The sequence below is a fragment of the Saccharopolyspora hattusasensis genome (assembly GCF_050972075.1).
Taxonomy (GTDB): domain Bacteria; phylum Actinomycetota; class Actinomycetes; order Mycobacteriales; family Pseudonocardiaceae; genus Saccharopolyspora; species Saccharopolyspora hattusasensis.
In genome coordinates this window covers 6,494,679-6,521,162 of sequence record NZ_JBPCDC010000001.1, presented here as the reverse complement: position 1 = coordinate 6,521,162, position 26,484 = coordinate 6,494,679, and the positions used below count along the sequence as shown (strand labels likewise).

General features: G+C 67.2%; 24 protein-coding genes. 7 read left to right on the top strand and 17 right to left on the bottom strand.

Annotated elements, in window-relative coordinates:
• Positions 1–58 precede the first annotated feature (58 nt).
• The gene (locus ACRXBZ_RS31300) at positions 59–2,449 is read right to left on the bottom strand and encodes an ATP-binding cassette domain-containing protein (protein ID WP_433882100.1); all 2,391 of its coding nucleotides are present in this window, start codon (positions 2,447–2,449) and stop codon (positions 59–61) included.
• 771 nt (positions 2,450–3,220) lie between these two features.
• Here ACRXBZ_RS31300 and ACRXBZ_RS31295 point away from each other — a divergent pair.
• Complete coding sequence (locus tag ACRXBZ_RS31295) at positions 3,221–3,580, top strand: transglycosylase family protein (protein ID WP_433882099.1); 360 nt, start codon at positions 3,221–3,223, stop codon at positions 3,578–3,580.
• A 210-nt stretch (positions 3,581–3,790) separates the two neighbouring features.
• Entirely contained in the window at positions 3,791–4,780 is a 990-nt protein-coding gene (locus tag ACRXBZ_RS31290; protein WP_433882098.1) for an LLM class flavin-dependent oxidoreductase, read from the top strand.
• 339 nt (positions 4,781–5,119) lie between these two features.
• Here ACRXBZ_RS31290 and ACRXBZ_RS31285 read toward each other — a convergent pair whose 3' ends face one another.
• Entirely contained in the window at positions 5,120–6,865 is a 1,746-nt protein-coding gene (locus tag ACRXBZ_RS31285) for a GAF domain-containing sensor histidine kinase (RefSeq protein ID WP_433882097.1), read from the bottom strand.
• A gap of 128 nt (positions 6,866–6,993) precedes the next feature.
• Here ACRXBZ_RS31285 and ACRXBZ_RS31280 point away from each other — a divergent pair, with 128 nt between their 5' ends.
• Positions 6,994–7,998, top strand: coding sequence for an Acg family FMN-binding oxidoreductase (locus ACRXBZ_RS31280; protein ID WP_168587444.1), 1,005 nt, complete (start codon positions 6,994–6,996; stop codon positions 7,996–7,998).
• Between the two features lie 6 nt (positions 7,999–8,004).
• On the opposite strand, the gene ACRXBZ_RS31275 is transcribed toward ACRXBZ_RS31280, so the two are convergent.
• Positions 8,005–8,649, bottom strand: a complete 645-nt coding sequence (locus tag ACRXBZ_RS31275) for a response regulator (protein WP_433882096.1) — start codon at positions 8,647–8,649, stop codon at positions 8,005–8,007.
• A gap of 305 nt (positions 8,650–8,954) precedes the next feature.
• Positions 8,955–9,077, bottom strand: a complete 123-nt coding sequence (locus tag ACRXBZ_RS31270) for a hypothetical protein (protein WP_433882095.1) — start codon at positions 9,075–9,077, stop codon at positions 8,955–8,957.
• Between the two features lie 1,067 nt (positions 9,078–10,144).
• Between ACRXBZ_RS31270 and ACRXBZ_RS31265 the strand changes: the two genes are divergently transcribed.
• Positions 10,145–11,068: a hypothetical protein gene (locus tag ACRXBZ_RS31265; protein ID WP_433882094.1), complete on the top strand. Its 924-nt coding sequence runs from the start codon at positions 10,145–10,147 to the stop codon at positions 11,066–11,068.
• Here the strand turns inward: ACRXBZ_RS31265 and ACRXBZ_RS31260 are convergent, their stop codons facing one another.
• The 4 genes from ACRXBZ_RS31260 to ACRXBZ_RS31245 form a co-directional block, all read right to left on the bottom strand.
• The gene (locus ACRXBZ_RS31260; RefSeq protein ID WP_433879170.1) at positions 11,069–12,613 is read right to left on the bottom strand and encodes a transposase; all 1,545 of its coding nucleotides are present in this window, start codon (positions 12,611–12,613) and stop codon (positions 11,069–11,071) included.
• A gap of 528 nt (positions 12,614–13,141) precedes the next feature.
• Positions 13,142–13,450 carry a hypothetical protein gene (locus tag ACRXBZ_RS31255; protein WP_433882093.1) on the bottom strand — a complete coding sequence of 103 codons (309 nt, stop codon included), beginning with the start codon at positions 13,448–13,450 and terminating at the stop codon, positions 13,142–13,144.
• Positions 13,451–13,618: 168 nt separating this feature from the next.
• Entirely contained in the window at positions 13,619–14,044 is a 426-nt protein-coding gene (locus ACRXBZ_RS31250; protein ID WP_433882092.1) for an FHA domain-containing protein, read from the bottom strand.
• Positions 14,045–14,183: 139 nt separating this feature from the next.
• On the bottom strand, positions 14,184–15,245 hold the full coding sequence (locus ACRXBZ_RS31245; RefSeq protein ID WP_433882091.1) for a TetR/AcrR family transcriptional regulator: 1,062 nt from the start codon (positions 15,243–15,245) through the stop codon (positions 14,184–14,186).
• A gap of 113 nt (positions 15,246–15,358) precedes the next feature.
• On the opposite strand from ACRXBZ_RS31245, the gene ACRXBZ_RS31240 reads away from it, so the two are divergent.
• The gene (locus ACRXBZ_RS31240; protein ID WP_433882090.1) at positions 15,359–16,549 is read left to right on the top strand and encodes a cytochrome P450 family protein; all 1,191 of its coding nucleotides are present in this window, start codon (positions 15,359–15,361) and stop codon (positions 16,547–16,549) included.
• A gap of 481 nt (positions 16,550–17,030) precedes the next feature.
• On the opposite strand, the gene ACRXBZ_RS31235 is transcribed toward ACRXBZ_RS31240, so the two are convergent.
• From ACRXBZ_RS31235 to ACRXBZ_RS31195, 9 genes are all read right to left on the bottom strand, one after another.
• Entirely contained in the window at positions 17,031–17,621 is a 591-nt protein-coding gene (locus tag ACRXBZ_RS31235; RefSeq protein WP_433882089.1) for a hypothetical protein, read from the bottom strand.
• A complete protein-coding gene (locus ACRXBZ_RS31230; RefSeq protein ID WP_433882088.1) occupies positions 17,618–18,274 on the bottom strand; it encodes a hypothetical protein in 657 nt (218 codons plus the stop codon). The genes ACRXBZ_RS31235 and ACRXBZ_RS31230 overlap by 4 nt, the downstream gene beginning before the upstream one ends.
• A gap of 23 nt (positions 18,275–18,297) precedes the next feature.
• Complete coding sequence (locus tag ACRXBZ_RS31225) at positions 18,298–18,606, bottom strand: hypothetical protein (RefSeq protein ID WP_168587436.1); 309 nt, start codon at positions 18,604–18,606, stop codon at positions 18,298–18,300.
• 3 nt (positions 18,607–18,609) lie between these two features.
• Positions 18,610–18,894 (bottom strand): YbaB/EbfC family nucleoid-associated protein, encoded by a 285-nt coding sequence (locus ACRXBZ_RS31220; RefSeq protein WP_433882087.1) that lies wholly within the window; start codon positions 18,892–18,894, stop codon positions 18,610–18,612.
• Positions 18,895–18,902: 8 nt separating this feature from the next.
• Positions 18,903–19,229, bottom strand: coding sequence for a YbaB/EbfC family nucleoid-associated protein (locus tag ACRXBZ_RS31215; protein WP_433882086.1), 327 nt, complete (start codon positions 19,227–19,229; stop codon positions 18,903–18,905).
• Between the two features lie 479 nt (positions 19,230–19,708).
• Complete coding sequence (locus tag ACRXBZ_RS31210; protein ID WP_168587433.1) at positions 19,709–20,533, bottom strand: carbohydrate ABC transporter permease; 825 nt, start codon at positions 20,531–20,533, stop codon at positions 19,709–19,711.
• Positions 20,530–21,471 (bottom strand): carbohydrate ABC transporter permease, encoded by a 942-nt coding sequence (locus tag ACRXBZ_RS31205; RefSeq protein ID WP_433882085.1) that lies wholly within the window; start codon positions 21,469–21,471, stop codon positions 20,530–20,532. The genes ACRXBZ_RS31210 and ACRXBZ_RS31205 overlap by 4 nt, the downstream gene beginning before the upstream one ends.
• Positions 21,468–22,817 carry an ABC transporter substrate-binding protein gene (locus ACRXBZ_RS31200; RefSeq protein ID WP_433882084.1) on the bottom strand — a complete coding sequence of 450 codons (1,350 nt, stop codon included), beginning with the start codon at positions 22,815–22,817 and terminating at the stop codon, positions 21,468–21,470. Before ACRXBZ_RS31200 ends, ACRXBZ_RS31205 begins: the two co-directional genes overlap by 4 nt.
• A complete protein-coding gene (locus tag ACRXBZ_RS31195) occupies positions 22,810–23,811 on the bottom strand; it encodes a zinc-dependent alcohol dehydrogenase family protein (protein ID WP_433882083.1) in 1,002 nt (333 codons plus the stop codon). The genes ACRXBZ_RS31200 and ACRXBZ_RS31195 overlap by 8 nt, the downstream gene beginning before the upstream one ends.
• Positions 23,812–23,939: 128 nt before the next feature.
• Between ACRXBZ_RS31195 and ACRXBZ_RS31190 the strand changes: the two genes are divergently transcribed.
• On the top strand, positions 23,940–24,920 hold the full coding sequence (locus ACRXBZ_RS31190) for a sugar-binding transcriptional regulator (RefSeq protein WP_433882082.1): 981 nt from the start codon (positions 23,940–23,942) through the stop codon (positions 24,918–24,920).
• Positions 24,921–25,303: 383 nt separating this feature from the next.
• Positions 25,304–26,398 (top strand): NAD(P)/FAD-dependent oxidoreductase, encoded by a 1,095-nt coding sequence (locus ACRXBZ_RS31185; protein WP_433882081.1) that lies wholly within the window; start codon positions 25,304–25,306, stop codon positions 26,396–26,398.
• Positions 26,399–26,484: the final 86 nt, after the last annotated feature.

Below are 26,484 nucleotides of genomic sequence, written 5' to 3'. Positions count from 1 at the left end.
ACCGCGGTCGAGAGAACCCGAGCGGGACGAAATCCAACGGTGTCCGCGAGATCCCCGGTCAGGCTCCGACGTAGGCCGCGAGGTGCTCGCCGGTGAGGGTGGGGCGGGCGGCGACTAGGTCGGCGGGCGTGCCCTCGAAGACAACCCGGCCGCCATCGTGGCCGGCACCGGGGCCGAGGTCGATGATCCAGTCGGCGTGCGCCATGACCGCCTGGTGGTGCTCGATGACGATGACCGACTTGCCGGCGTCGACGAGCCGGTCCAGCAGGCCGAGCAGCTGCTCGACGTCGACGAGGTGGAGTCCGGTGGTCGGCTCATCGAGGACGTAGACGCCGCCGTTGGCGGCCATGTGGGTGGCCAGCTTGAGCCGCTGCCGCTCGCCGCCGGACAGCGTGGTGAGCGGCTGGCCGAGGCGGAGGTAGCCGAGCCCGACGTCGGCGAGGCGCTCGAGGATCTTGTGCGCGGCCGGGACCTTCGCGTCCCCGGAGCCGAAGAACTCCTCGGCCTCGGCCACCGACATCGCGAGCACCTCGCTGATGTCGCGACCGCCGAAGCGGTAGTCCAGCACCGCTGCCTGGAACCGCTTCCCCTCGCACTCCTCGCAGGTGGTGGCGACGCCAGCCATCATCCCCAGGTCGGTGTAGATGACACCGGCACCGTTGCAGTTGGGGCAGGCGCCTTCCGAGTTGGCGCTGAACAGTCCCGGCTTCACGCCGTTGGCCTTCGCGAAGGCCTTGCGGATCGGGTCGAGCAGTCCGGTGTAGGTCGCCGGGTTGCTCCGCCGCGAGCCGCGGATCGCGGTCTGGTCGACCGCCACCACTCCGTCCCGCCCGGACACCGAGCCGTGGATCAGCGAGCTCTTGCCCGAGCCCGCCACCCCGGTGACGACGACCAAGACGCCGAGCGGGATGTCGACGTCGACATCCCGGAGGTTGTGGGTGCCGGCGCCGCGCACTTCCAACATCCCCGACGGCGTCCGCACCGACGGCTTCAGGGAGGCGCGGTCGTCCAGGTGCCGCCCGGTGAGCGTGTCGCTGGCCCGCAGCGCCTCGATGGTGCCCTCGAACACCACCTCGCCGCCCTCGGTGCCGGCGCCCGGGCCGAGGTCTACGACGTGGTCGGCGATCGCGATCGCCTCCGGCTTGTGCTCCACGACCAGCACGGTGTTGCCCTTGTTGCGCAGCTGCAGCAGCAGGCCGTTCATCCGCTGGATGTCGTGGGGGTGCAGCCCGATCGTCGGCTCGTCGAAGACGTAGGTGACGTCCGTGAGCGACGACCCGAGGTGGCGGATCATCTTGGTGCGCTGCGCCTCGCCGCCCGACAGCGTGCCCGACGGCCGGTCTAGCGAGAGGTAGCCCAGCCCGATCTCGACGAACGAGTCGAGGGTGTGCCGCAACGCGGTCAGCAGCGGCGCGACGGACGGTTCGTTCAGGCCCCCCGCCCACTCGGCGAGGTCGGTGATCTGCATCGCGCAGGCGTCGGCGATGTTGATGCCGTCGATCTTCGACGACCGGGCCTCCTCGCTGAGCCGGGTGCCGTCGCACTCGGGGCAGGTGGCGAAGGTGACCGCCCGCTCCACGAAGGCCCGGATGTGCGGCTGCAGCGAGTCGACGTCCTTGGACAGCATCGACTTCTGGATCCTCGGGATCAGGCCTTCGTAGGTCAGGTTGATGCCGTCGACCTTGATCTTGGTCGGCTCCTTGTGGAGCAGGTCGTGCAGCTGCTTCTTGGTGAACTTGTGGACCGGCTTGTCCGGGTCGAAGAAGCCGCAGCCCTTGAAGATGCGGCCGTACCAGCCGTCCATGGTGTAGCCGGGGATCGTGAGCGCGCCCTCGTTGAGCGACTTGCTGTCGTCGTACAGCTGGGTCAGGTCGATGTCGTTGACCGAACCCCGGCCCTCGCAGCGCGGGCACATGCCGCCGGTGATGCTGAAGCTGCGACGCTCCTTCACGGTCTTCCCGCCGCGTTCGAGCGTGACCGCGCCCGCTCCGCTGATGGAGGCGACGTTGAAGGAGAACGCCTGCGGCGAGCCGATGTGCGGCTCCCCGAGGCGGCTGAACAGGATGCGCAGCATCGCGTTGGCGTCGGTGGCGGTGCCGACCGTCGAGCGGGGGTCGGCACCCATCCGCTCCTGGTCGACGATGATCGCGGTGGTCAGCCCGTCCAGGACGTCGACCTCGGGCCGTGCCAGCGTCGGCATGAAGCCCTGCACGAAGGCGCTGTAGGTCTCGTTGAGCAGCCGCTGCGACTCCGCGGCGATGGTGCCGAACACCAGCGAGCTCTTGCCCGAGCCGGAGACGCCGGTGAAAACCGTCAGCCGGCGCTTCGGGATCTCGATGCTGACGTCCTTGAGATTGTTCACGCGCGCGCCGTGCACGCGGATCAGATCGTGGCTGTCCGCGACGTGCGGCTCAGGCGGCTGCGCGTCCGTCCTCGTGGCCATGCTCATCGTGTCTCCATCTGTTGGCGGACCCGCCTCCGCGGCCTCCGTCGGCGTCGCCTGGCTCGATCCGAGCAGTTCCGGGCAGTACGTCTGGTCCCCTTCGCCGCGCCGTCTGGTCCCCTTCGCCGCGGCGCGGTCGCGGCGACGGCCCGCTTTCCACCTGCTCGGTGGTACCAGCCGGGGGTGGCGCAAGGCATCCACGCCGTTTCGGCCCGCAGCGCCGCTGGGCCATCCGGCGCCTGGCCGAGACGCCAGACTAACCAGCGGTTCGGCGCGGCCAGCGCACGCGGGTCGAAGCCGGTGTTGCAGGTCATGGCTGTGTGTTCTGCGGCTGGGGTGCTGACGCGCAGGCGAGCCGCCGCTTGGCGACGCGACCAGACCAACGGTTCGGCAGGGCCGAGAACGGTCTCGAATGTAACCCACACGAGTGAAGACTGACTCGATCAATACATTGTGTAATCGACTAATGCTCGCCCTCCAGAGCCACTGCTACCAGGAACAACACCTGAATCATGGGATCTTGCAGAGGTTTCGAGATCAGAATTGACTGCCCCATGAGGGTTGGCCTTCCAACGTTGACTACGTAGCGTGTCCGACGGTCGGCCACCCCCGAGCCGTCCGCCTGGGAGCCCGTAGCGCCAGACCCTGCCTTGCGGGCTCCCACCCCCGAAGAAACGACTGGGCAGGGGCGACCCACCTCGAACCACGTTCCGGCGGCACCCCAGCACGCCGGGCGGTCGATCGTGCGCGGGTCGCAGGCGCAGCAGGAGATCATCCATGTCGCACAACCGCATGTTCCCCACCAGCCGAATCGCCTCCGGAGCAATCCTCGCCGGCCTGATCGCCGCCGCTCCCCTGGCGACCGCCCTCCCTGCCAGCGCCGCCTCGGCGTCCACTTGGGACGCCGTCGCGAAGTGCGAGAGTTCCGGAAACTGGAAGGCCAACACCGGCAACGGTTTCTCCGGCGGCCTGCAGTTCACCCCGTCCACCTGGGCCGCGTTCGGCGGCACCGCCTACGCCCCCAAGGCGCACCAGGCGACACGCGAGCAGCAGGTCGCGGTCGCGGAGAAGGTCCTCAAGGCCCAGGGGCCCAAGGCCTGGCCGGTGTGCTCGAAGAAGGCCGGACTCCGCAAATGACCGGTTCCCGCCCGTGCGCACTTCCCGGGGCTGCGGCACCGCGAAGTACGCACGGGCGATCACCCACGTGCAACGCTCATCCGCAGGTGGAGCGTGACGGGGCCCACCGCGCCGCGGGGCGCGGAATAAGCGGGGCGGTTGTTCCGTTATCGCTGCTGCGCGGGGCATGGGCCGCGCGCTTGTCGCACGCGATGAAAGGCTGATGCTGCCGTGGCTGTTGCCCTCTCCATTCTCGATCTGGCACACATCGGCCCGGGAGAGACGGCCGGCGACAGCTTCGCCGCCAGCGTCGACCTGGCACAGCGCGCCGAAGCCCTGGGCTACCGGCGGATCTGGTACGCCGAGCACCACAACATGTCGTCGATCGCGTCGTCGGCGACCAGCGTGCTGATCGGGCACGTGGCCGCGCACACCAAGACCATCCGGCTCGGCGCCGGTGGCGTGATGCTGCCCAACCACTCGCCGCTGACCATCGCCGAGCAGTTCGGCACCCTCGAAACGCTGTTCCCAGGACGCATCGACCTCGGTCTAGGCCGGGCCCCGGGCAGCGACCAGAAGACCATGCGGGCGCTGCGCCGCGACCCGACCGCGGCCGACACCTTCCCCCAGGACGTGTTGGAGCTGCAGGGCTACCTGTCGGGCGAGACCCGCATCCCCGGGGTCAACGCGACGCCCGGCGCGGGCACCAACGTGCCGCTGTACATCCTCGGTTCGTCGCTGTTCGGCGCCAGGCTCGCCGCCGTGCTCGGCCTGCCGTACTCGTTCGCCTCACACTTCGCGCCGGATGCGCTGGAGGCCGCCGTTTCGATCTACCGGCGGGAGTTCCAGCCGTCCGCCCAGCTCGCGGAGCCGTACGTGATCGCCGGGGTCAACGTGATCGCGGCCGGCACCACCGACGAGGCCGAGCAGCACTTCCAGGCGGCGAAACGCTACCGGGTGGCCCGGATGCTGGGGCAGGGAAGGGAATTCACCCCGGAGGAGGCGGACGCCATCCTCGCTTCCCCCGCCGGGCAACAGGTTCTGCAGATGACCAAGTACACCGCGGTCGGCACCCCGAGCGAAGTGGACGACTACCTGGACGGGTTCGTCGAACGGGCGCAGGCCGACGAGCTGATCGTCGTGTCCGCCGCGCCGGACCGCGCCGCCTGGCGCCGCTCGCTCGAACTGCTCTCCGAGGCCCGCGGCCTGGTGGCCGCCTGACCGAAGCGATCTCGTGAAGCGGTGCGGGTACCGGGACTCGGACGCCGCCTGGACACCGGCTCCCCGATCCGTGCACGACCGCGCGGCTTCGGACCGGCCAGGCGACGTCTGAGAGCCGAAGCTGCGACAGAGACCACTCCCCATCGGCGCCACCGCCGACGAGAACGATCTCCACCATGCGGCCGCAATTTCAGGCAGAAGAGCCCAATTTCAATGGAAATCGAAGATCTGATTTCCATTGAAATTGCGGAAATCCCAGGGCGCCGGGAGGACTTTCCGCGATTTCTGTGCGGCCGGGACCCTCCGGCACGCGGTTACATCTTGGACCACAGTGGATGGTCAGCGGACCGGCGCGCTCCAGCGCAGGCTGGTTCCGCCCGACGGCAGCTGATCCACCATGCACTGCCCGCCGAGCTCAGTGGCGCGCTCGGCGAGGTTGTGCAAGCCGCTGTGCGCCACGGTTTCCGGGATTCCGACACCGTTGTCCGTCACGTCGATCGCCAGGTTCCCGTCCAGGGAGATCGTGACTGACAGCTCCGTCGCCCGCGCATGCCGGACGACGTTGCTCACCGCTTCCAGGACGACTGCCTCGGCGTGCTCGGCCAGCTTCGGCGGCAGCACGTCGAGCGGGCCCGCCATCCGCACGGTGATCCGGATCGGGCTGTCACCGACCACGTCGGTGATCACGCGCTGCACCCGCGCCCGGAACCGCACCGCCGTCTCGGCGGTGGCCTGCAGGTCGAAGATGCTGGCCCGCAGGTCCTGGATCACCTCGTGCAGCTGGTCGATGTGCTCGGTCAACCGGTCGGCCACGATGGGCGACTTCGCCCGGCGCTGCGTGCCCTGCATGGCCATGCCGATGGCGAACAGCCGCTGGATGACATGGTCGTGCAGGTCTCGGGCGATCCGGTCGCGGTCGGCAAGCACGTCGAGCTCCCGGCGCGCGGCCTGCGCCTCGGCCCGCTGCAACGCCAGCGCCGCCTGGTCGGCGAACGAGGACACCACCTGCTGCTGGTCCTCGTCGAAGTCGGCCGAGCCAGCCGTGCGCGCCGCGAGCAGCACCCCGGACGTCATCTCGTCGGCCCGCATCGGAACCGCGAGCGCGGGCCCGAACTGCACGACCTGACCTTCGGTCAGGTCGAAGGCCAGGTTCGAGACGTTGCGCGGGATCCGCTCCCGGAACACCTGCCCGGTGGTCGAGTCGCTGACCGGAATCGTCCGGTGCGTCAGGTCGTCGACGTCTACCCCGACGGACACGTTGATGATGAGCTCGCTGACGCGCTCGTCTGCCGTGTCCTCGCCACGCACCGGCACGGCGATCAGCGCGTAGTCGGCGGCGGTGAGCTCCGCGGCGCGCTCGGCGATCAGCTGCAAGGCGTCGATGGGGTCGGTGCCCGCCAGCAGCGTCGCCGTGATCTCGCTGGTGCCGTCCAACCAGCGCTCGCGGCGGCGGACTTCCTCGAACAAGCGGGCGTTGTCCACCGCGATGCCCGCCGCACCCGCCAACGCCTGCATGACGACCTCGTCGTCCTCGGTGAACCTCCCGCCGCCGCGCTTCTCGGTCAGGTACAGCCGCCCGAAGGTCTCCTGCCGGGCGCGGATCGGCACCCCGAGGAAGCCGCGCATCGGCGGGTGGTGGGGCGGGAACCCCACCGAGGCCGGGTGGGAGGCGATGTCGTCCAGGCGCAGCGGCTTGTCTTCCTCGATGACCACGCCGAGGACGCCGTGCCCGGTGGGCAGCGCCCCGATGAGCTCGCGCGTCGGCTCGTCGATGCCCTCGTACACGAACTGGCTGAGCTCGCCGTTGGAGCCCAGCACGCCGATGGCGCAGTAGCGGGCGTCGACGAGGTCCATCGCGGTGTGCACGATGCGCCGCAGCGTCGCGTCGAGTTCAAGCTCCGACGAGATCGCGAGCACGGCTGACAGCAGCCCGTCCATCCGGTCGCGCAGCCCGATGATCTCCTCGATGCGCACCTGTACCTGGGTTAGCAGCTCCCTGAGCCGCAGCCGGGAGAACGCATCCTCGACCGACCGCGGCGGGACCTGCGGCAGCTCCCCGGAACTCGGCACGTCCGCCCTGCTCACACCTCCACTGTGACACGTACTAACGATTCGCACCGGGGCTCGGCGTGGTCCAGTGGTGACGATCGGCTCTGGTTCACCGGACCGCCTCACCGGCACCCTGGCAACAACGGCGACCGGAGGGGATACCGATGAACACGCTCATCGGCGCAGTGGGGTACCTGACGGCTGACCAGACCCGGGCTGCACTACTCAAGGCCACCGCCGCGCCGTCGCTGTACAACAGTCAGCCCTGGCGGTTCCACTGCACACCAGATGCCATCGCGTTGTACGCGGACCGGTCTCACGCCGTGCCGGTGGCGGATCCGGAGCACCGCGAGCTCGTGCTCGCCTGCGGTGCGGCGCTGTTGAACCTGCGGCTGGCGATACGGGTGCTCGGCGTGCAGCCGGACGTGCGCGTGCTGCCCGGGCACTCCTCGCCGGATCTGCTCGCGGTCGTCCGCCCCGTCCGGCGGCGCCCGCCGACGCCCACCGATGTCGAACTGGCGGCGGCGATCCCCCGGCGTCGAACAAACCGCAAGCCGTTCCTGCCCAACTCGGTCCCGCCGTCGCTGCACGGCCAGCTGCGGCAAGCGGCGGAAGCGGAGCGGGCGTGGCTCGCCATCCCCGAGCGGGAACAGCTGCCGAAGGTGCAAGCGCTCACCCAGCAGGCGCACGAGGCGCAGATCTCCGACGCGAAGTTCACGGCGGAACTGCAACATTGGACGGGCCGCGACTCCAGTTCACCCGATGGGGTGCCCGCGCGCAGCAGCGGTCCGCGGCCGGAACCGCAGGACGAATGGGTGCTGCGCGACTACAGCAGCGGTCAGGCGAAGGCCCGGGTCGTGGGTAAGGACTTCGAGCCCGAGCCGCTGATCTGCGTCCTCGGCTCGTTCCAGGACGGCGTGCTGGCGCAGCTGCACGCCGGGATGGCGATGCAACGCGTGCTGCTGGCCGCCACCGCCGCCGGGCTGTCGAGCTCGTTCCTCTCCCAGGTGGTCGAGGTTCCCGGCACCCGCAAGGAACTTCGCTCGCTCATCGGCGGCGGGTTGTGGCCGCAAGCGGTGTTGCGCATCGGCTACGGATCGCCGGTACCGGCGACGCCGCGCCGCCCCTTGCACGAGGTGGTCAGCGGCGAGCCCGTCCCCCGCACCTGAGCGTGGTCACGTGCCCTTCGGCCGGTGGTTCAGCTGGGTGGCCAGGACCGCCGCCTGCGTTCGGCGTTGCAGCCCGAGCTTCGACAGCAGGCGGGACACGTAGTTCTTGACCGTCTTCTCCGCCAGGTACATGCGGTCGGCGATCTGCCGGTTGGTCAGGCCTTGGCGGATGAGGTCCAGCAGGACTCTTTCCTGGGCTGTCAGCTCGGGCAGCTCCATGGACTTGTCCAGCTTCGCCCGCAGCCGGTTCATCAGATCCGCGGTGGCCTGTTCGCCGAGCAGCGCCTTGCCCGATCCGACGGTGCGCACCGCCGACGCCAGCTCCATCCCTTTGATGTTCTTGATCACGTATCCCGCCGCACCGGCCAGCATCGCGTCCAGCATGGCTTGCTCGTCCGGGAACGACGTGAGCATCAGGCAGTTCAGCCCGGGCAGCCGGGAACGCAGCTCGCGGCAGAGCTCGATGCCGTTGCCGTCGGGCAGCCGCACGTCCAGCACGACCACGTCCGGCCGCAGGGCGGGGATGCGGGCCTCCGCCTCGCGGGCCGTGGCGGCCTGGCCGATCACTTCGAGGTCGGGCTCGGCGCCGAGCAGGTCAGCCAGCCCGACCCGCACCACCTCGTGGTCGTCGACCAGGAACACCTTCGTCACTTCGGACCGAGTGCCTTCCACGAACCCCAGGCTACGAGCCGCTTCCCACCGGTTCGAGTCGATACTGAACCCCTGTTCCGCCGAGTGGCGCATGGGGTTCGGGCTCAGGCGTCCTGGACGCCGATTTCGCGGGAAGTGGGCTATGAAGCTTCAGGCCTTCTCGCGAGATCTGCCGCAGATTGTCCATGATCAAAAAATCGCCCCTGGACCATCGATACTGCCTGTAACCGCTGATGCTGACAAGGGTGCTGATGCGGCGATGCCCCGCACCGTGGGTGCGGGGCATCGCTGCTGTCAGGGCTTAATCAGTCGTCGTTGTCAGTGTTGACCAGGTCCTCTACCTTGTCGTCACCCTGCGACCAGTGATCGATGTCCCGATCGAACTCATCCTTCGGCTTGCCCGACAGTGGCTGTCGTCTGCCCAGCATCAATGTCCTTCTCCTTCTTCCGCTCAGCGGGCGTGAAGGTGTTTTGGACGTCAGGCAGGTGCGTCTTCACCAGGTGCACCAGGTGCAGTGAACGCTTCAGTGCGTCCCCGAACACCGTCGGCTGTTGCTTCGACGTCCAGCGTTCATCAGCGCCGCACAGGTTGCATGTCTGTGTGTCGTCTTTCGCAACGCTGTACTCAAGCTGGATCGGGTGCACACGGACGGTTGCCATACTGGGTTACTCCTCGGCTCGGCGCGATGGTTGAACACCTCCCCTCACTTTACGTGATCGATCGTCCGGACAGGCCGTAAAAGGTCAATCGACCGTCTCGGGGTCTGCCGGTGTGGCGGGTGCGGCCGGTTGGCAAGCCAGGAAGGACACCAAGCAACTTGCCAACCGGCCGCGACGGCCGGTTCCGAAAGGGGAGGAGTGCGCCGCGTGTCGAGGCACAGCACACATACGAACCGGGCCGCGTCTGAGATCAACCGGACAGGTGGTGAACGCCCCCGACGAACTCCGGTGCGCACAAGGGGCCGCAACCGCTCGCTCGACAGTCGTGCGTGCGGGCATATTCCGCGAGCGCCTCGCTTACGCATACCTCGCAGGGACGGGCGGAGAGCAGCCGGTTGGAAACGACGCCCATAACGAGCCCACACCCCGTTTGGTTCGTACCAGGCTTCCGCTCGTGGACGGTCCCAAGGTGATCAGTCCATACGTCTCGGACGACACCAGACGGTTCCGCTTGGTCCGCAAACAGTTGCGTACTGCCTGCTGAACTTCTCGCTTCCACGTCCGTTTTCCTTCCGCACAGCTTGGTCTTGGTGGAGCAGTCCCCGCCGATGTCGGGGGCCTTCCAACGACGGGGACCGCCCTGGCCACGAAGTTAGGGGGCGAATGCTCGATGAACCCCAACGTTTCGTTGGGGCACCCGATCGGACGCACCGTACCCTGGTAGGTATGCGGTTGGATGATGAAGCGACGGTCGGCGAACGCATCGCCTACTACCGGCGGCGACCCGGGTACAGTCAGGCGGTTGTCCGGTTTGCTTGGGCGTTCCGAAGAATGGTTGTCGCAGATCGAGCGTGGTGCTCGTGATCTAGACAAGCTATCAACGATTCTGCGAGTCGCGGAAGCACTAAAATTAGAGCCAACTAAACTTCTTCCTGGACCATTCCATTCTACGCCGCGCCTGGGTACTAATGGCGCAACATTGGGCACCGCGCCCGAAGTGGTGCCAGCGATTGAAACTGCGATGCTCAGGTACGACGGAATCGCGCCACTTATTGGGGTTCCCGATCGTGGTCCGATAAACACAGACGAGCTAAAAGGGTGTATCTCTTTCGCTTTTGTCTGTTCTCAGACTGAGCAGTGGTCACGCATGGCACCTCTAGTGCCCGAGATGATCGCAGATAGCTATCACGCGGTTCGCCAAGCCGACAGCGAAGCGAGTAAACGCGAGGCGAAGACTTTGGAAGCTCTCGTCTATCGCGTAACGAGCGGAATGCTGGATCGACTCGGAGAAACACGCTTGCCGTGGGTTGCCGCAGAACGATCTATGGCAGCAGCGGAACAAGCGGGAGATCCACTGTTGATCGCGGGCGGAGCATGGAGATTAGCCGTTGTTCTGCGCCACGCTGGACGTCTCACCGAATCCACTGATGTGCCCATTTCCGCAGCAGACGCGCTCCGCAGAAATGACAAAAATGCCAGCCCTGAGCACCTCAGCGTGTACGGTTCTTTGATGCTAAAGGGTGCGGTTGGGGCAGCGACCATAAACGACCATTCAGCGACACGGGACTACCTTCGCGAGATTGAACGTACCGCAGAACGCATTGGGCAGGATCGAAACGATTTCTGGCTAGCATTTGGGCCGACGAACGTCGCGATTCATCGAGTATGGCTAGCCTTGGAAATGGGCGACCCTTCCCATGCGATCAATCTATCGGATTCGGTCCCAATTGGGCTCTTCGCATCTGGCGGGATCTTGTAATCATGTGACTACGCATGGTGCAGCAGAGGTGTTGACGGTGTGTAGCCATTCGGGGCGGGTGGACCGGGACGCGGTGTAGCGGGAGCGGCGTTGTTGATGGGTGACGTTGGTGAACCCGAACGCACCCCGGTAGACGAGCTTGACCAGACGGTTGACGCCCTCGGCGGCGGCGTTGCTGTGGCCGGTGAGCACGCCCCGGGCGATCTCGGTACGCCAGGTGGAGATGGTCTGGGCTAGGGTCACGATCTCCGGGACGCTGGCGCCGATCGTGCCGCAGAAGGTGAAAAACGCGTGGAATGCCCGGCGTAGCCGGTGGCCGGTGGTTGCCACGCCGGTCTGGTTGGGCGAGAGGCCGATCACCGCGCGGAGCAGTTCCTTGGCCCGCCACGCCGCACCGATCTGCCGGCCGTACCCGCCCAGATCGGCCAGGACACACAACAGCTTGTTCCGTGCCCGCTCGGAGAGCTTCTCCTTGCCGCGCACCAACTGGTTCTTGATCGTGTATTCGGGATCGGTGGCGCGGCCACGACGCCCGTAGTGCTCGAAGGTGACCCGGCGCCGCACGTCACCGACCATCGTGTTGGCCAGCTGCACCGCGTGGAAGGCATCCACGATCAAGGCCGCGTGTGGTAGCAGCCCGCTGGTGGTGACCACCGACTTGTACACAGTGGACATATCGATGGTGACGTGGGTGATACCCGCCCGCCAGGCCGGATCCTGGGCGGCCAGCCACGCCGCGGCGTCCACCCCGGCCCGACCTTCGACCTGCCCCAGCAGCCCGTGTCCCCCGGCGGAGTCCACGAACACCGTCTGCCAGCGGTCGGCATCGGCCACCCACTCCCCGGTGGACCGGTCACGGTGATACAGGGGCTTGCCACGGCGATGATCGTCGATGCCCAGCACCGCCACCGGCGGCAACACCCCGCCGCCCACCGACCTCTGGGGGCGGGCGGCCAGATCGGTGCCGACAGCACCGGGATCCGCGTCGGCCACCCTCGGGTCACCGCCGCCGGCGGTCTCCCCGTCCTGACGATCGGGCCCGGCGTCGCAGGCCACACCGGCCCCACGGTCGGTGGTCGTGGTGGTGTCGGTGACCACGATCCCCGCCTGGGCGGCCACCCCGACGAACGCGTCATGCACGGTGTGCCAGGCCATCCCGACCCCGGCGGCCACCCGGGACACCGGCACCAGCCAGTCCCCGACCAGATGCCCCGTCACCGTCCTGGCGTGCGACGAGATCCCGGCTCGCCGATCGGCCAGCGGCCCCGTCTCGACGAAGCTCGCGTTACCGCACTCGGCGTTCCCACACCAGAATCGAGACTTGTGCCAGCTCACCCGCATCGCGACCATCGTCACGTGCTTGACGGTATGCACCGTGGACTCTCTGACCCGCTCCGCGGCGTGCCCACAGCCCGGACAGCACGCCGCCCGCGGGGCCGCGGTCGTCACATGCACCGTCCAGGAACCATCCGCCTCCCGCTCGATCACATCGATCTCGACCCCGTCCAGTCCCAGCAACTGCGCCGGCACCGTAGTCTGTGACACGCGCCCACCCGCCTCTACCGATGATCCTTGCTCTTGGTCGACAAAGATCATCACAGGTTCGGTGGGCGCACCTCGTCCCCGCCCTACACAAGCCGCGGGCGCGGCTACAGAACGCAACAATCAGCTATCACCACAAGTGATCACTCGGATACAGGATCCGCTCCACTGCGAAGAGCCCCCAATTGACCGCCTACCACCTGAACTAGCAGAACGACGCACGTCGCATTTGATTACCGTGGCGTGGTCTTTCTACCTCCGCAGGAAATACCGCGAAGCGCTAGACCTGCTCAAGGAAGCAAAAGAAGCAGCCCCCGAACAATTGATCTTCACCAGTCGCGTTCACAACATGTTGCGTGGAATGCTTCACCGGGAGAGGAGCTCTATTAAGACTGATCTACGGGAGCTTTCCGATTTTGTAGGCGTCGCCGCATGACAAGGCGCCCCCGGCGGTTTCACCGGGGGCGCCGTCGCGTCTGGGGCTTAGAATGTACCGGATTGACTTACCGTCCCTCTGACGCGATCAGAGTATCAGGTCCGGCCGTTCTGTCTGCGATGATCCTCGATCGGGCCCGCCAGGTCGTGTAGCGCTGTTCGCGGACGCTGAACGATTTCGCCAAGCTTTGGCGGATCTTCTTGCCAGACACATGAAAAAATATCTCGCCACTGAGACCATGAGCCGACAATGGGAACAAACGAGAAGCCGATCTTAGTCTGCCCCGCACCGCCCCGCACCACAGGTGCGGGCATCGCCGCATTGTGCGGCTTGGCCGCATCACGACGCTTATTCACATCAGCCGTTAAAGTGCGTACAGGCCGATTAGGGATCATTTTGATCACGGCTATCAGGTGGCAGGTCCCGCGAGAAGGGCCTGAAGCTTCATAGCCGATTTCGCGCGAAATCGCCGTTCGCCACGCCTGGCAGGCGTCGATTTCGCGCGAAATCGCCGTTCCCCACGCCTGGCAGGCGTCGATTTCGCGCGAAATCGCCCGGCTCTGCGCGGCGGCTCAGGCGTCGGTGCGGAAGGTGAAGCGAGCCTTGCCGACCCAGATCTCGTCGCCGTCGGTCAGCTCGGCGCACTCCACCGGCATCCGGTTCAGGTAGGTGCCGTTGAGCGAGCCCCCGTCCACGAGGACGAACCGGCCGTCCCGGCGGCGCAGCTCGGCGTGCTCGCGCGAGACGGTGATGTCGTCCACGACGATGTCGCATTCGCGGCCGCGCCCGATCGTGGTGCGCGGGGTGCTGATCGCGAACCCGGTGCCGGCGTCGGGCCCGCGGTTGATCACGAGCCTCGCACGGCCGCTCGGCTCCCCGGGCACGCGCGGCGCCGGAACCGGCTGCGCCGCTGCGGCGGGCACCGTCCAGGACCGGGCCGGCTCGTCCAACCACTGGGTTCCGCTCGGTGCGGACGCGTCGATCCGGGTCTGGTTCATCATCGTTCTCCCTACCAACAAACAAAAACGCCGCTGCGGGCTGCGCTGTCCAAATGCGGCGGCTGTAACCCAGAATGCCGAAACCCGGACGCGAACGGCCAGGACCTTGGTCCTTACTTTTCGGCGTCCTCGGGCGGAATCACTCGTGGTGCACGAGTGCGTGGGCCGCGGCGTGGCAGGCGCCCCGGCCGTCGGCGCGGGCGACGATCCGGTTCGCCTCGATGCGCACCGCGGTTTCGGTGGCGTCGCTGACCGCTGACACCCCTGCAGCCGCGGCGAGGGCGCCAGACGCGTCGCACACGACCTGCAGGCGGGGCCACGACGAAGCCGGGAATGCCTGGCGCAGGCAGCCGCACAGTTCGGCGATGGCCAGCCGCGCCAGCGGCGCGAACTCGCCGGGATCGCTGGTGACCAGGGCGATGGTGGCCGCGGCCCCGGCGCGAACCGCTTCCTCGGCGGCGGAAAGCCGGTGCAGCCCGAGCACCGCCACCACGCCGTCACCGGTCAACCGCGCGGATTCGCCGCGCACGAGGTCGATCGCTTCCGGTGGGGACCACGGCTCGTCGGTCGGTTGCGTCGGCGGGACGATCGGTGGCGGCGCCCAGAAGTCGTTGAGCGCCAACCCGGACAGGCGCTCGCAGGCGCTGATGATGTCGAAGGGTTCGACGAAACCCGGTGCGGCGGCTGCCAGTTGGCTCGCGCCGTGCAGCGTCGTGAGCACGGTCTCCGCTAGCCGCACCAGGCGGGCGGGTGGCGCTCCCGGCGGGACTTCCGGGGGCTGCAACCGTTCCAACGCGAGCGCGAGCAGGAGCGCATCCAGCTTCATCAGCTGCGCGAAGGGGCGCTGCACCCGCTCATCGGCCAGGATCTCCGGCATCAACTCCGCGCCGAGGGGCCGCTCGTCGGGCAGGCGCGCGACCCATGCACGGGCGAGCCCGCCGAGCGCGTCATGGGCGTTGCGGCCCGACGACGGGTGCAGCGGCGCGGGCGCACGCTCGGCCAGGTCGGCCAGGACCGCGAAGTAGAGGGCCCGCTTGCCGGGGAAGTTGGAGTAGACCGCGCCGCGGGTGAGCTCGGCGCGCTCGGCGATGGCGTCGATCTTGGCGTCGCGGAAGCCGAGCTCGGCGAACTCGTCCCGGGCCGCGGCAAGCACCTTGCCGCGGTTGCGTTCCTGGGTTTCCGCCCTGCTGAGCCGAGCCATCGTTCTCCCCCCGAAGCGGACCTGCGCCGGTTGCCGTCCAACTCGATCCAAGATACCGTCAGCACTCGGATGATGAGAACATCTGAAATGAACATCTGACTTTCGGAGGCAACGTGACCAGCCAAGATGTGACGGTTCCCGAGATCGACCTGACGACGCCCGAGGTGCTAAACGACCCGTTCGCGGCCTATGGGCGCGCCCGGGAACGTTCGCCGCTGGCACGGCTGCTGGTCCCCGGTCTCAACCCGATGTGGGCCGTTCTCCGCTATCACGACGCCAGGGCAGCGCTGACCGATGCCCGTTTGGAGCTCACCGGCGACAGCTTCGCCATGCGGCCCGACGTGCCCGAGGACTGCCTGCCCTACATGCGGACCATGCAGGAGATGGAGGGGCCGGAGCACACCCGGCTGCGCAGGCTGGTCGCGCCCGCGTTCACCGCCCGCCGAGCCGCCGAGTTCCGGCCGCGCATCGAAACGATCGCCAAGGCCCTGCTGGACGACCTGCCCGACGACGGCGAAGTGGACCTGCTTCGGCACTTCGCCCGACCGCTGCCGATGGCCGTGATCTGCGAACTGGTCGGCATCCCCGAATCGGACTGGCCGAAGTGGCGGGAGTACGGCGTCCACGTCGCCGCCGGTTACGGTCCGGGGCTCGCCGAGTCGATCCCCGGCATCATCGCGGGTGCGAAGGCGGCGGTCGCGGCGCGACGGGCCGAGCCCGGCGACGACCTGGTCTCGCAACTGATCCGAGTCCAGGACGAAGACGGCGACCGGCTCAGCGACGCAGAACTGGTCACCCTGATCTGGAACGTCGTCCTGGCGGGCCAGACACCGACGAACCTCATCGCCAACGGCGTCCACGCCCTGCTCTCCCACCCCGACCAGCTCGCCGCCCTGCGCGCGAAACCCGACCTCATGCCGCGCGCGGTGGAAGAGCTGATGCGCTGGTGCGGCCCGCAACTGCTGACGATCCCGCGCTTCCCGCGCGAGGACGTCGAGATCTCCGGCGCACGGATCGGCAAGGGCCAGCCGGTGACGGTCGTGATCGCGTCGGCCAACCACGACCCGCGGGTGTTCCCCGAAGCCGACCGGCTCGACGTCAACCGCTCCGCCGGGCCCCCACACCTGGGCTTCGCGCACGGCGCGCACTTCTGCCTCGGGGCCGCACTGGCCCGAACCCAAACCGAGGTAGCGCTTTCCGCCCTGCTGAGCCGATTCCCGAACCTGGAGCCAACGCCCGAGGGCGCACGACACCTCCCCGACCCAGGCACCCGGCGCCTGACAACCCTGCCCGTGACCCTCTGAATCCGCACAACGACCGACCCCAGCGTGCCGTTCCGCGACAAGCACGACCAGCAAGTCCTCAACGCGCATGCTGGGCTACAGAACCAAAGTCGCGATGCCCGAGGAGGTTACCTAACTCTCAACCTCTGGAACGTGGCGTTCACCCGCGCGACCTCACGACTGGTCGTCGTCGGTAACGCGAATCCGTGGCATGGCACCAAGGGACTGCTCAGGACACTGCTGGCAGAGAACGCGGGTCCCCCGAACGCCAACGATCCCGGCATCGACGAGCCGCTCGCCAGGTTGCACCAACGCCTCGTCGTGGCCGGGATCGAGTGCGACCCGGCTCCGCCAACTCTGCACCGTCCAGGAGCTGATGCGTGCCGCGACCGATGGAAAGGTCGTCCCGGTCCCGGTCTGGCGCTGCCTCTCCGACCCCGCAGAGCTGCTGGCCGATCTCGGCTGCTGACCAGCGACCGATTCCGCAGGCCGCTGCGGGTTGTCAGGGTTTCGCCGCGTTCGCGGCTATTTCGCGCGCGAGGACGGCGGCCGGTTCAACGGCTTGACCGGGTGGGATCGGGGTCGTGTTGCCTGTCGCGTCCACATTTACTCCGGCGAAGGACATTTTGAGGTTCAGGTTGCCGACGACGATGATGTAGTCGATGCCCTCGCTCGTGCTGCTTCGCACCGCGTACTCGCCGAAGCCCAGCACCCGCTCAAAGTGGTTCGGCGAGTCCCCGCTCAGCCGGTCCAGTTCTTCCAGCGCCCCGTTGGCTCCGGACCTCGCGTCGTTGCTCCGGTGCAGGCTTACGTGCAGGGACAGCTTCCGTTCGAGCGGATGAGCGCCTTCGGAACCCAGATCCCGGTAGGTCCACGAGCAGTATCCGGTGGTTTCAACCGCGATCGTGTCGGTCTCGTACGGCGTTCCAATCAGTTGGCCTGCCGTCACCGGCGAGACCAGATCGCAAATCTGCGGTAGCACCTTGAACCGGTCATCGTCCGGATCGAAGCCCGGGTTTCCGGCGCAGCCCGCCGCGAGCAGGCCCACCACCGTCGTCACCGCAACCGACCGCAGCAGGGTCGAGATCTTCATTTCGGTCGGACCTTCCAATCACTGGGTTCCGCGGCAGCGGCGGGTAGTGGCTCCGGAATCTTCAAATCCGCGGCGACTTGCGCTATTTCCACCCCGGAGCGCCGGAAATCGGCCATAACCTGAACAACACGTTCGGCCGTCGACGTCATCTGCCGGACGAAGTTCGCGAGCGCCTGGAGCACCTCGTCGGCGACGTCGAAGATGGTTTCGTGGATCCTGGCGATGAGCCCACCGGTCAGACTGATGACCTCGGCCGCCGTGTTCCCGATCAAGCCGATGGCTATCTTGTATGCCTCCGTTATGTGGTCCCGCATGTCCAACAGCTTCTTGCTGAACCGGTCGAAGAGGTCCGCGGTGTCCTGCATCACCTTCGTCACGTGGTCCAGGTAGGCGATGTACGCCTCGGAGGCAGAGCCCGTCCAGCTGGCCGCAATCGCCGTGCGGGCATTGGTGACCGTCTCGTCGGCTTGGAGCAGTTCGGCCTTGGCTGCCGGCGACCAGAGTCTGGCGATGCCCAGAACAGCTTCGGGGTGTCCGAGCCAGTCGCGGACTTCGTTGACGATGCGGACGATCACGTCCTGACCGGTCTTCTCGGCATATTCGATGATCTTGGCTGCCTGTTCCTCTGGAAAGGGCGGGTTGGCGGCGGTCATGCGGATTCCTTCCGACGCGGGCGCTACCGAAGATGTCCGAACTGGGCGACGATCTCCTGTTGCCGGCGTTCCTGATCGTCGGCGACCGCGCGCAGGGCCTCGGCGGCGCTGTGGAGGTTGTCCGCTCCCTTGCGCAATCCCAGCTCCAGGTCCGCCGCCGCCTCGTTGCAGCTGAGCACGATCCCGTCCTGCTTGCCGAGCAGGCCGAGGTCGTCCGGAGCGAGCAAGTTTCCGTTGACCGCGTGGAGGGCGTTTCGCCAACGGCTTTCGGCCTCCGACAGGAGAATCACGTTCGCGCGCAACGCTTCGATGATGACGTCGAATCCGGACACCCCTCACCGCCGCGCCTTCAATGCCTGCTGCCGGACGGCCGCGGCCCGCCGCTCCGCGCGCCCCAATGCCTCGACCACCTGGTTTCCGAGAGCTTTCTCCGTGGTATAGCGGAGTTTGTCGTGTTCCAAGCTGATGTCGACGAGTTCTCCGTACCCGTTAAGGGCTAGCTCACCAAGGTCGCCACCAATCGCTTCCACCACCGTCTCGGCCGCCAGGCGCCGGTTTGCCGCTTGCACGGCCGCGGTCCGCTGCTGGATTTCCGCGAGCAGGTTCTCGATTTCGTGCATCGAAGCCATCACTGCCCGCCCGCCAAGTCGGGCGCCACCTTCTTGAACGCCCGCGAGGCGGCTTCGGATGCCCGCGAACGAGCATTGCCAATGGCATCTTTGATTTCCGCAGCGACCGTCTCAGGATAGATGCTGCTGAGAACCCCACCCCGGATCGCGATTTCCGTTACGGTCCCGTTGCCCAGACATGTCGCGACCACCCGACCCGAACCGGACCGCCCGCTGAAGTTATGCCTTTCGTGCTCGCCCCGCGCTCGGCGGATCTCCTTGGCCCGACGGTCCAGGTCGTCCGCTGCTCGGCGTAGTGCCTCGAAGTCGACTCGATGCGTCTCCACAAGCGCCCCCAGAATTCCCGATGGATTTGCGGTGAACTCATTCTGGAGGCTATCGACGTTTGGCCATCGGGCGGACCACCCCCCAAGAACTCGGTCCGTATTTCACTCGAACAGTTCAGCCCGATCAACTGAAAACTACCCTCGATGGAATAGCCGGATGACACACCCGGTGCAACCCCGTCACACGGTCGGATTAATTCGACATTCCCAATCGAAGCACCAGTCACCGTTGGCGATCCGCCAATGCAGGCAGCGGGACTCCGGCGAACGCTACCAATCCAAAGAGTTCAATCCAACGATCGGGTGCATTTTTGCACTCGATCAATGAATCGCAAATGCGATAATTCCGAAACCAATTCGAGAAAACCGGAAATTTCCCCCGCAGCACCGTTGGGAATATGCCACAAGGCGGGTCGCCGAACGGACAACGGCCCGGATTCATCCCGGTTCGGGATGAATCCGGGCCGCTACCGGCCGGGCTACTTCACCGCGCCCATGGACAGGCCTCGGACCAGGTGGTTCTGGGCAAACCAGCCGATGATCATCACCGGTAGCGAGGCCAGCAGGGCCGCCGCCGAGAGCTGCGCCCAGTACAGGCCCTCGCTGGTGATGAAGCCGACCAGGAACACCGGGACCGTGCCCGCCTGCGCCGCCGTCAGGTTCACCGCGTAGAAGAACTCCGTCCAGGAGAAGATGACGCAGATCAGCGCCGTGGCCGCGATTCCCGGGGCCACCACCGGCAGGATGACCTTGAACAGCAGGGTCGGCAGTTTCGCGCCGTCGACCCGGCCGGCTTCCACCATCTCCCTGGGCACTTCCAGGAAGAACGAGCGCATCATCCAGATCGCCAGCGGCAGGTTCATCGCCGTGTAGAGGATCACCAGCGCCCAGACGTTGTCCAGCAGCTTCAGGTTCTGCGAGATCACGTACAGCGGGATGATCGCCGCGACGATCGGCAACATCTTGGTGGACAGGAAGAACCCGAGCGCGTCGCGGGTGCCCGGCACCGCCGAGATCGACAGCGCGTACGCCGCCGGGACCGCCATCAGCAGCACGAGCAGCGTCGACACCACCGTGACGAACGCGGAATTGCCCAGGTACGGCAGGAAACCGCGCTCCAGGATTCCCGCGAACTGGTCCAGCGTCGGGGTGAACACCAGGCGCGGCGGGTCGGTGTAGGCGTCGGCTTCCTGCTTGAACGCCGTGAGCACCATCCACAGCAGCGGGAGAACGAACAGGATCGCGACCAGCCAGGTGAACGCGGTCAGCGCCCACCGGCCGACGGGGTTTCCGGTACGCATCATCGCACCTCGCTCACGCCGAAGGTCCGGAACATCAGCCGCAGCGCGAAGGTCGCCACGATCAGGGTCAGCACCACGACGATGACGCCCATCGCCGAGGACTGCCCGATGTCGAAGCCCTCGAAGGCCCGCTGGTAGATGTAGTAGGGCAGGGTCGTGCTGGCGGTGCCCGGACCGCCCTGCGTCATCAGGAAGATCGCGTCGAAGCTGTTGACGATGTAGATCGCGCCCAGCAGGACCGCCAGCTGCAGGTACCGGCTCAGCTGCGGCAGGGTGATCGACGCGAAGGTGCGCCACCGGCCCGCTCCGTCGACCGCGGCGGCTTCGAGCACCTCCTTGGACTGCGCCTGCAGGCCCGCGAGGATCAGCAGCATCATGAACGGCGTCCACTGCCAGACGATCTGCGCCATGACCGAGGCCAGCGGGAACTCCGACAGCCAGTCGATGTCGCCGCCGAAGACGAAGTTCAGCAGGCCGTAGGTCGGGTCGAACATCGTCGTCTTCCACAGCAGCGCCCCGGCCGCCGGGAGGATCAGGAACGGCGTGATGAGCAGCGTGCGGACCACGCCGCGGCCGAGGAACTTCCGGTCCAGCAGCAACGCCAGCCCGAGGCCGAGCAGCAGCGCCACCAGCACGCAGACCACGGTCAGCAGCACGGTGTTCAGCATCGCGCCCCGGAACTGGCTGTCGGCGAACACGTCCACGTAGTTGCGCAGGCCGACGAAGTGGCGGGAACCGGGGCGCACCAGGTTCCAGGACTGGAGCGAGTAGAAGACGGTGAGCAGGAACGGGATCTGCGTGACCAGGATCGTGAACAGCAGGGCGGGCAGCAGCGGCGCCCGCCGCAACCACGCCGCGCCGGACCACTTGCCGACCGGCTTGCGGATCGGGACGGATGCCGTGGCTGGCGTCGTGGCGGGTGTCGTGGCGGTCTGGGTCATCGGTTCTCCCGGTATGCCGCGCCGACAGATTCGGCGTACTCCTGCGACTGCTGGAGCGCCTCGTCGACCGTGATCTGCCCCGCGATGGCAGCGGAAAGCTGTTGGCTGACCCGCGTACCGAGGTCCTGGAACTCCGGGATGCCGACGAACTGAATCCCCGGATAGGGCACCGGCCGAAGCATGGTGTTGCCCTGCTGGGCGCGGTCGATCCCGTCCAGGGTCGGCTGCGCGTAGGCCTTGGCGGCCTGCTGGTACTCCGGGATCTGGTACGTCGACAGCCGGCAGCCGGGCGGAACCCGGTTCCAGCCGAAGGTGTTGCCGACGTTGCGCACGAACTCCTTGTCTGTCATCCAGCGCATGAACCGCCAGGCCGCGTCCTTGTCCTCGGCGACCTTCGGCATGGCCAGCGACCAGGTGTAGAGCCAGCCGCTGCTGCCGGTGTGCTCGACCGGGGCCGCGACGTAGCCGGACTTGCCGACGATCTTGCTGCTCTCCGGGTCCTCGTTGGTACCGGCCATGACCGTGGCGTCGTACCACATCGCCGCCTGCCCCTGGCCGTACCGCGTGCCGCACTCGGAGAAGCCCGCGCTGGACGCGCCGACCTCGCCGTGCTGCCGCACCAGGTTCACGTAGAACTCGGCGGCGGACCGGAATTCCGGCGAGGTCAGCTGCGCGTTCCAGTTCTCGTCGAACCAGCGCGCGCCGAAGGTGTTGGCGACCGTGCTGAACGGCGCCAGGCTCTCGCCCCAGCCGGGCTTGCCGCGCAGGCAGATGCCGGACACGCCCGCGGCCTTGTTGTCGAGCTTCGCCGCGAAGTCCGCGATCTGCTGCCAGGTCGGGCGTTCCGGCATGGTCAGCCCGGCCTGCTCGAACAAGTCCTTGCGGTAGGCCAGGAACGACGACTCGCCGTAGAACGGCACCGCGTACATCGACCCCTGGTACGACAGCGAGTCCCGGATGCTCGGGATGAAGTCGCCAGGGTCGTAGCCCTCGCTCTTCTCGATGTAGGGCTGCAGGTTCTCCAGCCAGCCGTTGGCCGCCCACTGCGGGGTTTCGTAGTTGCTGATCATCACCACGTCGAACTCGCCGCCCTCGGTAGCGGTGGACGCGGTGATCTTGGCGCGCGCCTGGTTCTCGGGCAGCTGCACGAACTTCAGCTTGATGCCGGGGTTGTCGCGCTCGAACTGGTCCGACAGCGCGATCGCGTCTTCCATCTGCGGGTTCGACACGATCGCGATGACCAGCGTGCGTCCGCCGGACCCCAGCGCACCGGCCCCGGCGCAGCCGGTGAGGGTGAGCAGTGCGGCGCACGCGAGCAGCGTGAGCCTCTTTATTCGGCTATGCATCAACGCCTCCCGGCAGCACCTGGACCTTCAGCCCGGCGCCGCTGCGCATCAGGTCCAGCGCCGCGGGGAACTCCTCCAACGGCAGGGTGTCGGTGAGCAGCGCATCGGTGTCGATCGCGCCCGAGGCCACCAGGCCGAGCGCCGCGCCGTAGCTGTTCAGCACGGCCATCGAGCCGACGATCTTGATCTCGTCGTTGTAGATGCGGAACGGCGACAGCGACACCCGGGCCTCGGCAGGGGCGACGCCGAACACCAGCAGCCGGCCACCGCGTCGCAGCGAGTCGAAGGCCGCCTCGATCGCGGGCGCGGCACCGGTGCAATCGACCGCGGCGTCGAACCGCTCGTCGAGTGCGGCGACGTCGGTGCCCACCCGGACCGCGCCGAGCTGGGTTGCCCGGCCCAGCCGCGCCTCGTTGCGGTCGACCACCGTCACGTGCGCGCCGCCGCGCTGGAGCAGCTGCTGCATCAGCAGCCCCATGGTGCCCGCTCCCACCACGAGGAACCGTTCGCCCGCCTCGACGCCGATCTGCCGGACACCGTGCACCGCGCACGACACCGGTTCGACCAGCGCGCCCTGCTGCCAGGTCATCTCGTCGGGCATCCGGTAGCAGGTGGACGCCGGGACGGCGACGTACTCGGCGAAGGCGCCGTCCACGGTGTCGCCGGTGGCGTTCCAGTTCGCGCAGAGGTTGCCGTGGCCCGACCGGCAGGGGGTGCAGTAGCCACAGAACAGCGAGGGGTCCACCGCGACGCGGTCACCGATCTTCCAATCCCCCGGTGTTTCCGCGCCGATCTCGACGACCTCGCCGGCGAACTCGTGCCCCGGCACGATCGGGTAAGGCGTGGGCGGGAAGTGGCCGTCGGCGATGTGCAGATCGGTGCCGCAGATCCCGGTTGCACCGACCTTGAGCACCAACCGCCGGTCTCCCGCCCTCGGATCCGGCACGTCGCCCACCCTGATCGAACCGGGCTGATCGATGATCGCGGCGCGCATGACACTCCATTTCATTCTGCTCTAATGAGCGCGTCTCGTTGCGGTCATCCCGCAACATGCGGTGCATTCAAAGACTTCATGTCGAGTTACGTCAACCTTTCGCCCAGATTTCGCGCTATCGTGCTCACATGAGCACCAAAGGGCAGAGATTCCGCCTGACCGACACCTTCACCGCGGCCTCAATCGCACACCGGTTCTACACCCAGGGCCGCTCGAAGATGGAGATCGCGGATGAGTTCGGCATCAGCCGCTTCAAGGTGGCGAGGATTCTGAGCTCAGCGCAGGAAACCGGCCTCGTGCGCATCGAGTTCGACCTTCCGGCGCCGGTGGACCTGCCGCTGTCGGACGAGGTCCGCGCCGCCTACGGGCTCCGCCGCGTCCTGGTGCTCAATCGAGCACATAGCAAGGGCGACCGGCCGGAACTGCGCCGCCGGATCGGCACGCTGGCGGCGCAACTGCTGACCGAGCTGGCCACCCCGGACGACGTTATCGGCCTGGCCTGGGCGCGTTCGGTGAACGCCATGGCCGAAGCGGTCAAGTCGCTCCCGAAGTGCCCGATCGTGCAACTGTGCGGGGTGCAGGCGGGCATGGACATGCGCGACCGGTCGGTGGAGACGGTGGGCCGGGTCGCGCAGGTCGGCGGCGGCGACGCCTACCCGATCTACGGCCCGCTGGTGCTGCCGGACCGCCGCACCACCGACATCCTGCGAAAGCAGCCGGGCATCGCGGAAACCTTCGAGCAGTTCCAGCAACTGACCAAAGCGGTGGTGAGCATCGGCGCGTGGCAACCGGGCGAATCAACGGTCTACGACGCGCTGACCCCGAGCGAACGAGACTCGATCGACCGACGAGGAGCAACGGCGGAGATCGCGGCCCGCCTGTTCGACGAGGACGGCAACGCCCTGTCAACGGGCCTCGCCCACCACGTGCTGGCGATCACCCACGACCAACTCCGCCGAGTCCCGGAAGTGATCGCACTGGGCTACACGGAACCGAAAGCCGAAGCGATCGACGCGGTCCTGCGCTCCGGCATCGTCACCACCCTCATCACCGACGCCGCAGCAGCCCACCGAATCCTGGAACTGGCCACCCGACGCCCACCCCAGTAGCCGGCCGGTTTCCCACGGGGACAGACTCCTTGCTCCTTCAGGCATCGAGCCGCGCCGTCGGCGAACCAGTGCGTCGCGCCGAGGCCAGAATCGCGGACGGTACGACGCACGCCGGCGCCGTCGCGCTGATGTTCCTGCCGACGTCGCACTCGTACTTCTTGCGGCAGCACGCGCCCGGTAGTCGAGCCAGGGCCCCTCGCGGCCGACACCGTCGCAACATAGTTCGCTAAACGAATTATAATGGCGTTTCCCAGCGGACCCCGTCGCCCGCAAGCACCAGGACCCGACCATGTGTCCCACGACACAACATAGTTGAGTTCGTAACACGAACTAATATAGTTCGTACCACGAACTCAACTTTTCGCCTGCGGGAGCCTGAAATCATGAGTCGTACAGTCGCGGTCATCGGCGGGGGCTACGGAGGCGTCGCGGTCGCCAAGGCGTTGGAATCCGGGGCCGACGTCATCCTCATCGACCCCCGGGACGCATTCGTCAACGCGGCCGCAGCGCTACGGGCGCTGACCCAGCCCGGCTGGGCTGGCAACATGTTCTTTCCCTACAAGACTCTTCTCACGCAGGGCGAGGTGATCCGCGACCGCGCGGTCTCGGTGGACACCACCGGTGTCACCCTGGCCTCGGGCGAGCATGTCGCGGCGGACTACGTGGTCCTGGCCACCGGCTCCAGCTACGCCTACCCGGCCAAGCCCAGCTCCGACTCGATCGGCGAGGCGCTGGACGACCTCCGCCGGACGCACAAGGAACTGCTCCGGGCCGACAAGGTGCTGATCCTCGGCGCCGGCCCGGTCGGCCTGGAACTGGCCGGGGAAATCAAGGAAGTCTGGCCGGACAAGCACGTGACCATCGCCGACCCTGCCGAGGAGCTGCTTCCCGGCTTCACGCCGGAGGTGGTCGAGGACCTGCGCGGCCAACTCGACGCGCTGGGCGTCGAGGTCCACCTCGGCACCGGCCTGGCGGCGTCGCCGAGCGCCGAGGCCGGCCGGGCCGGTGCCTTCACCGCCACCACCACCGACGGCGACGAGATCACCGCCGACATCTGGTTCCGCGCCTACGGAACGAGCATAAACAGCGACTACCTCGCCGACGGCAAGCTCACGCCCCGTACGCCGCAGGGCCAGGTTCCCGTGACCGAATTCCTCAACGTCAAGGGGCACGACCACGTCTACGCGGTCGGCGACATCACCGATGTCGCGGAGGCCAAAATGGCGGCCTACGCGATGCAGCACGCCGAGGTGGTCGCCAAGAACATCACCGCCCAACTGAACGGTGAGCAACCCACGGCCACCTACCAGCCCCCGCCCTTCCCCATGATCCTGCTCCCGCTCGGCACGAGCGGCGGTGTCGGACAGCTGCCCTCTCCCGATGGCCCGGTCGCCGCCCCTGCCGCGATGGTCTCCGAGTACAAGGGCGCGGATCTGTTCACCGGCCGCTTCACCAAGCAGTTCGGCCCCACCGCCTGAAAAGGCGGGGACTACCGGTTCGTGAGTGTCCTTGGCCGCTGTTGCAGCCTGCCGCTGTTGCAGCTCTTGAGTCCGACACCACTCAC

What these genes read in the sequence shown, in the direction of transcription:
- ACRXBZ_RS31220 (WP_433882087.1), bottom strand. Translation starts at nt 18,894, where the DNA reads ATGCACGAAATCGAGAACCTGCTCGCGGAAATCCAGCAGCGGACCGCG.
- ACRXBZ_RS31205 (WP_433882085.1), bottom strand. Translation starts at nt 21,471, where the DNA reads ATGACCCAGACCGCCACGACACCCGCCACGACGCCAGCCACGGCATCC.
- ACRXBZ_RS31235 (WP_433882089.1), bottom strand. Translation starts at nt 17,621, where the DNA reads ATGAAGATCTCGACCCTGCTGCGGTCGGTTGCGGTGACGACGGTGGTG.
- ACRXBZ_RS31230 (WP_433882088.1), bottom strand. Translation starts at nt 18,274, where the DNA reads ATGACCGCCGCCAACCCGCCCTTTCCAGAGGAACAGGCAGCCAAGATC.
- ACRXBZ_RS31270 (WP_433882095.1), bottom strand. Translation starts at nt 9,077, where the DNA reads ATGCTGGGCAGACGACAGCCACTGTCGGGCAAGCCGAAGGATGAGTTC.
- ACRXBZ_RS31280 (WP_168587444.1), top strand. Translation starts at nt 6,994, where the DNA reads ATGAACACGCTCATCGGCGCAGTGGGGTACCTGACGGCTGACCAGACC.
- ACRXBZ_RS31245 (WP_433882091.1), bottom strand. Translation starts at nt 15,245, where the DNA reads ATGGCTCGGCTCAGCAGGGCGGAAACCCAGGAACGCAACCGCGGCAAG.
- ACRXBZ_RS31200 (WP_433882084.1), bottom strand. Translation starts at nt 22,817, where the DNA reads ATGCATAGCCGAATAAAGAGGCTCACGCTGCTCGCGTGCGCCGCACTG.
- ACRXBZ_RS31295 (WP_433882099.1), top strand. Translation starts at nt 3,221, where the DNA reads ATGTCGCACAACCGCATGTTCCCCACCAGCCGAATCGCCTCCGGAGCA.
- ACRXBZ_RS31185 (WP_433882081.1), top strand. Translation starts at nt 25,304, where the DNA reads ATGAGTCGTACAGTCGCGGTCATCGGCGGGGGCTACGGAGGCGTCGCG.
- ACRXBZ_RS31210 (WP_168587433.1), bottom strand. Translation starts at nt 20,533, where the DNA reads ATGATGCGTACCGGAAACCCCGTCGGCCGGTGGGCGCTGACCGCGTTC.
- ACRXBZ_RS31300 (WP_433882100.1), bottom strand. Translation starts at nt 2,449, where the DNA reads ATGAGCATGGCCACGAGGACGGACGCGCAGCCGCCTGAGCCGCACGTC.
- ACRXBZ_RS31250 (WP_433882092.1), bottom strand. Translation starts at nt 14,044, where the DNA reads ATGAACCAGACCCGGATCGACGCGTCCGCACCGAGCGGAACCCAGTGG.
- ACRXBZ_RS31190 (WP_433882082.1), top strand. Translation starts at nt 23,940, where the DNA reads ATGAGCACCAAAGGGCAGAGATTCCGCCTGACCGACACCTTCACCGCG.
- ACRXBZ_RS31195 (WP_433882083.1), bottom strand. Translation starts at nt 23,811, where the DNA reads ATGCGCGCCGCGATCATCGATCAGCCCGGTTCGATCAGGGTGGGCGAC.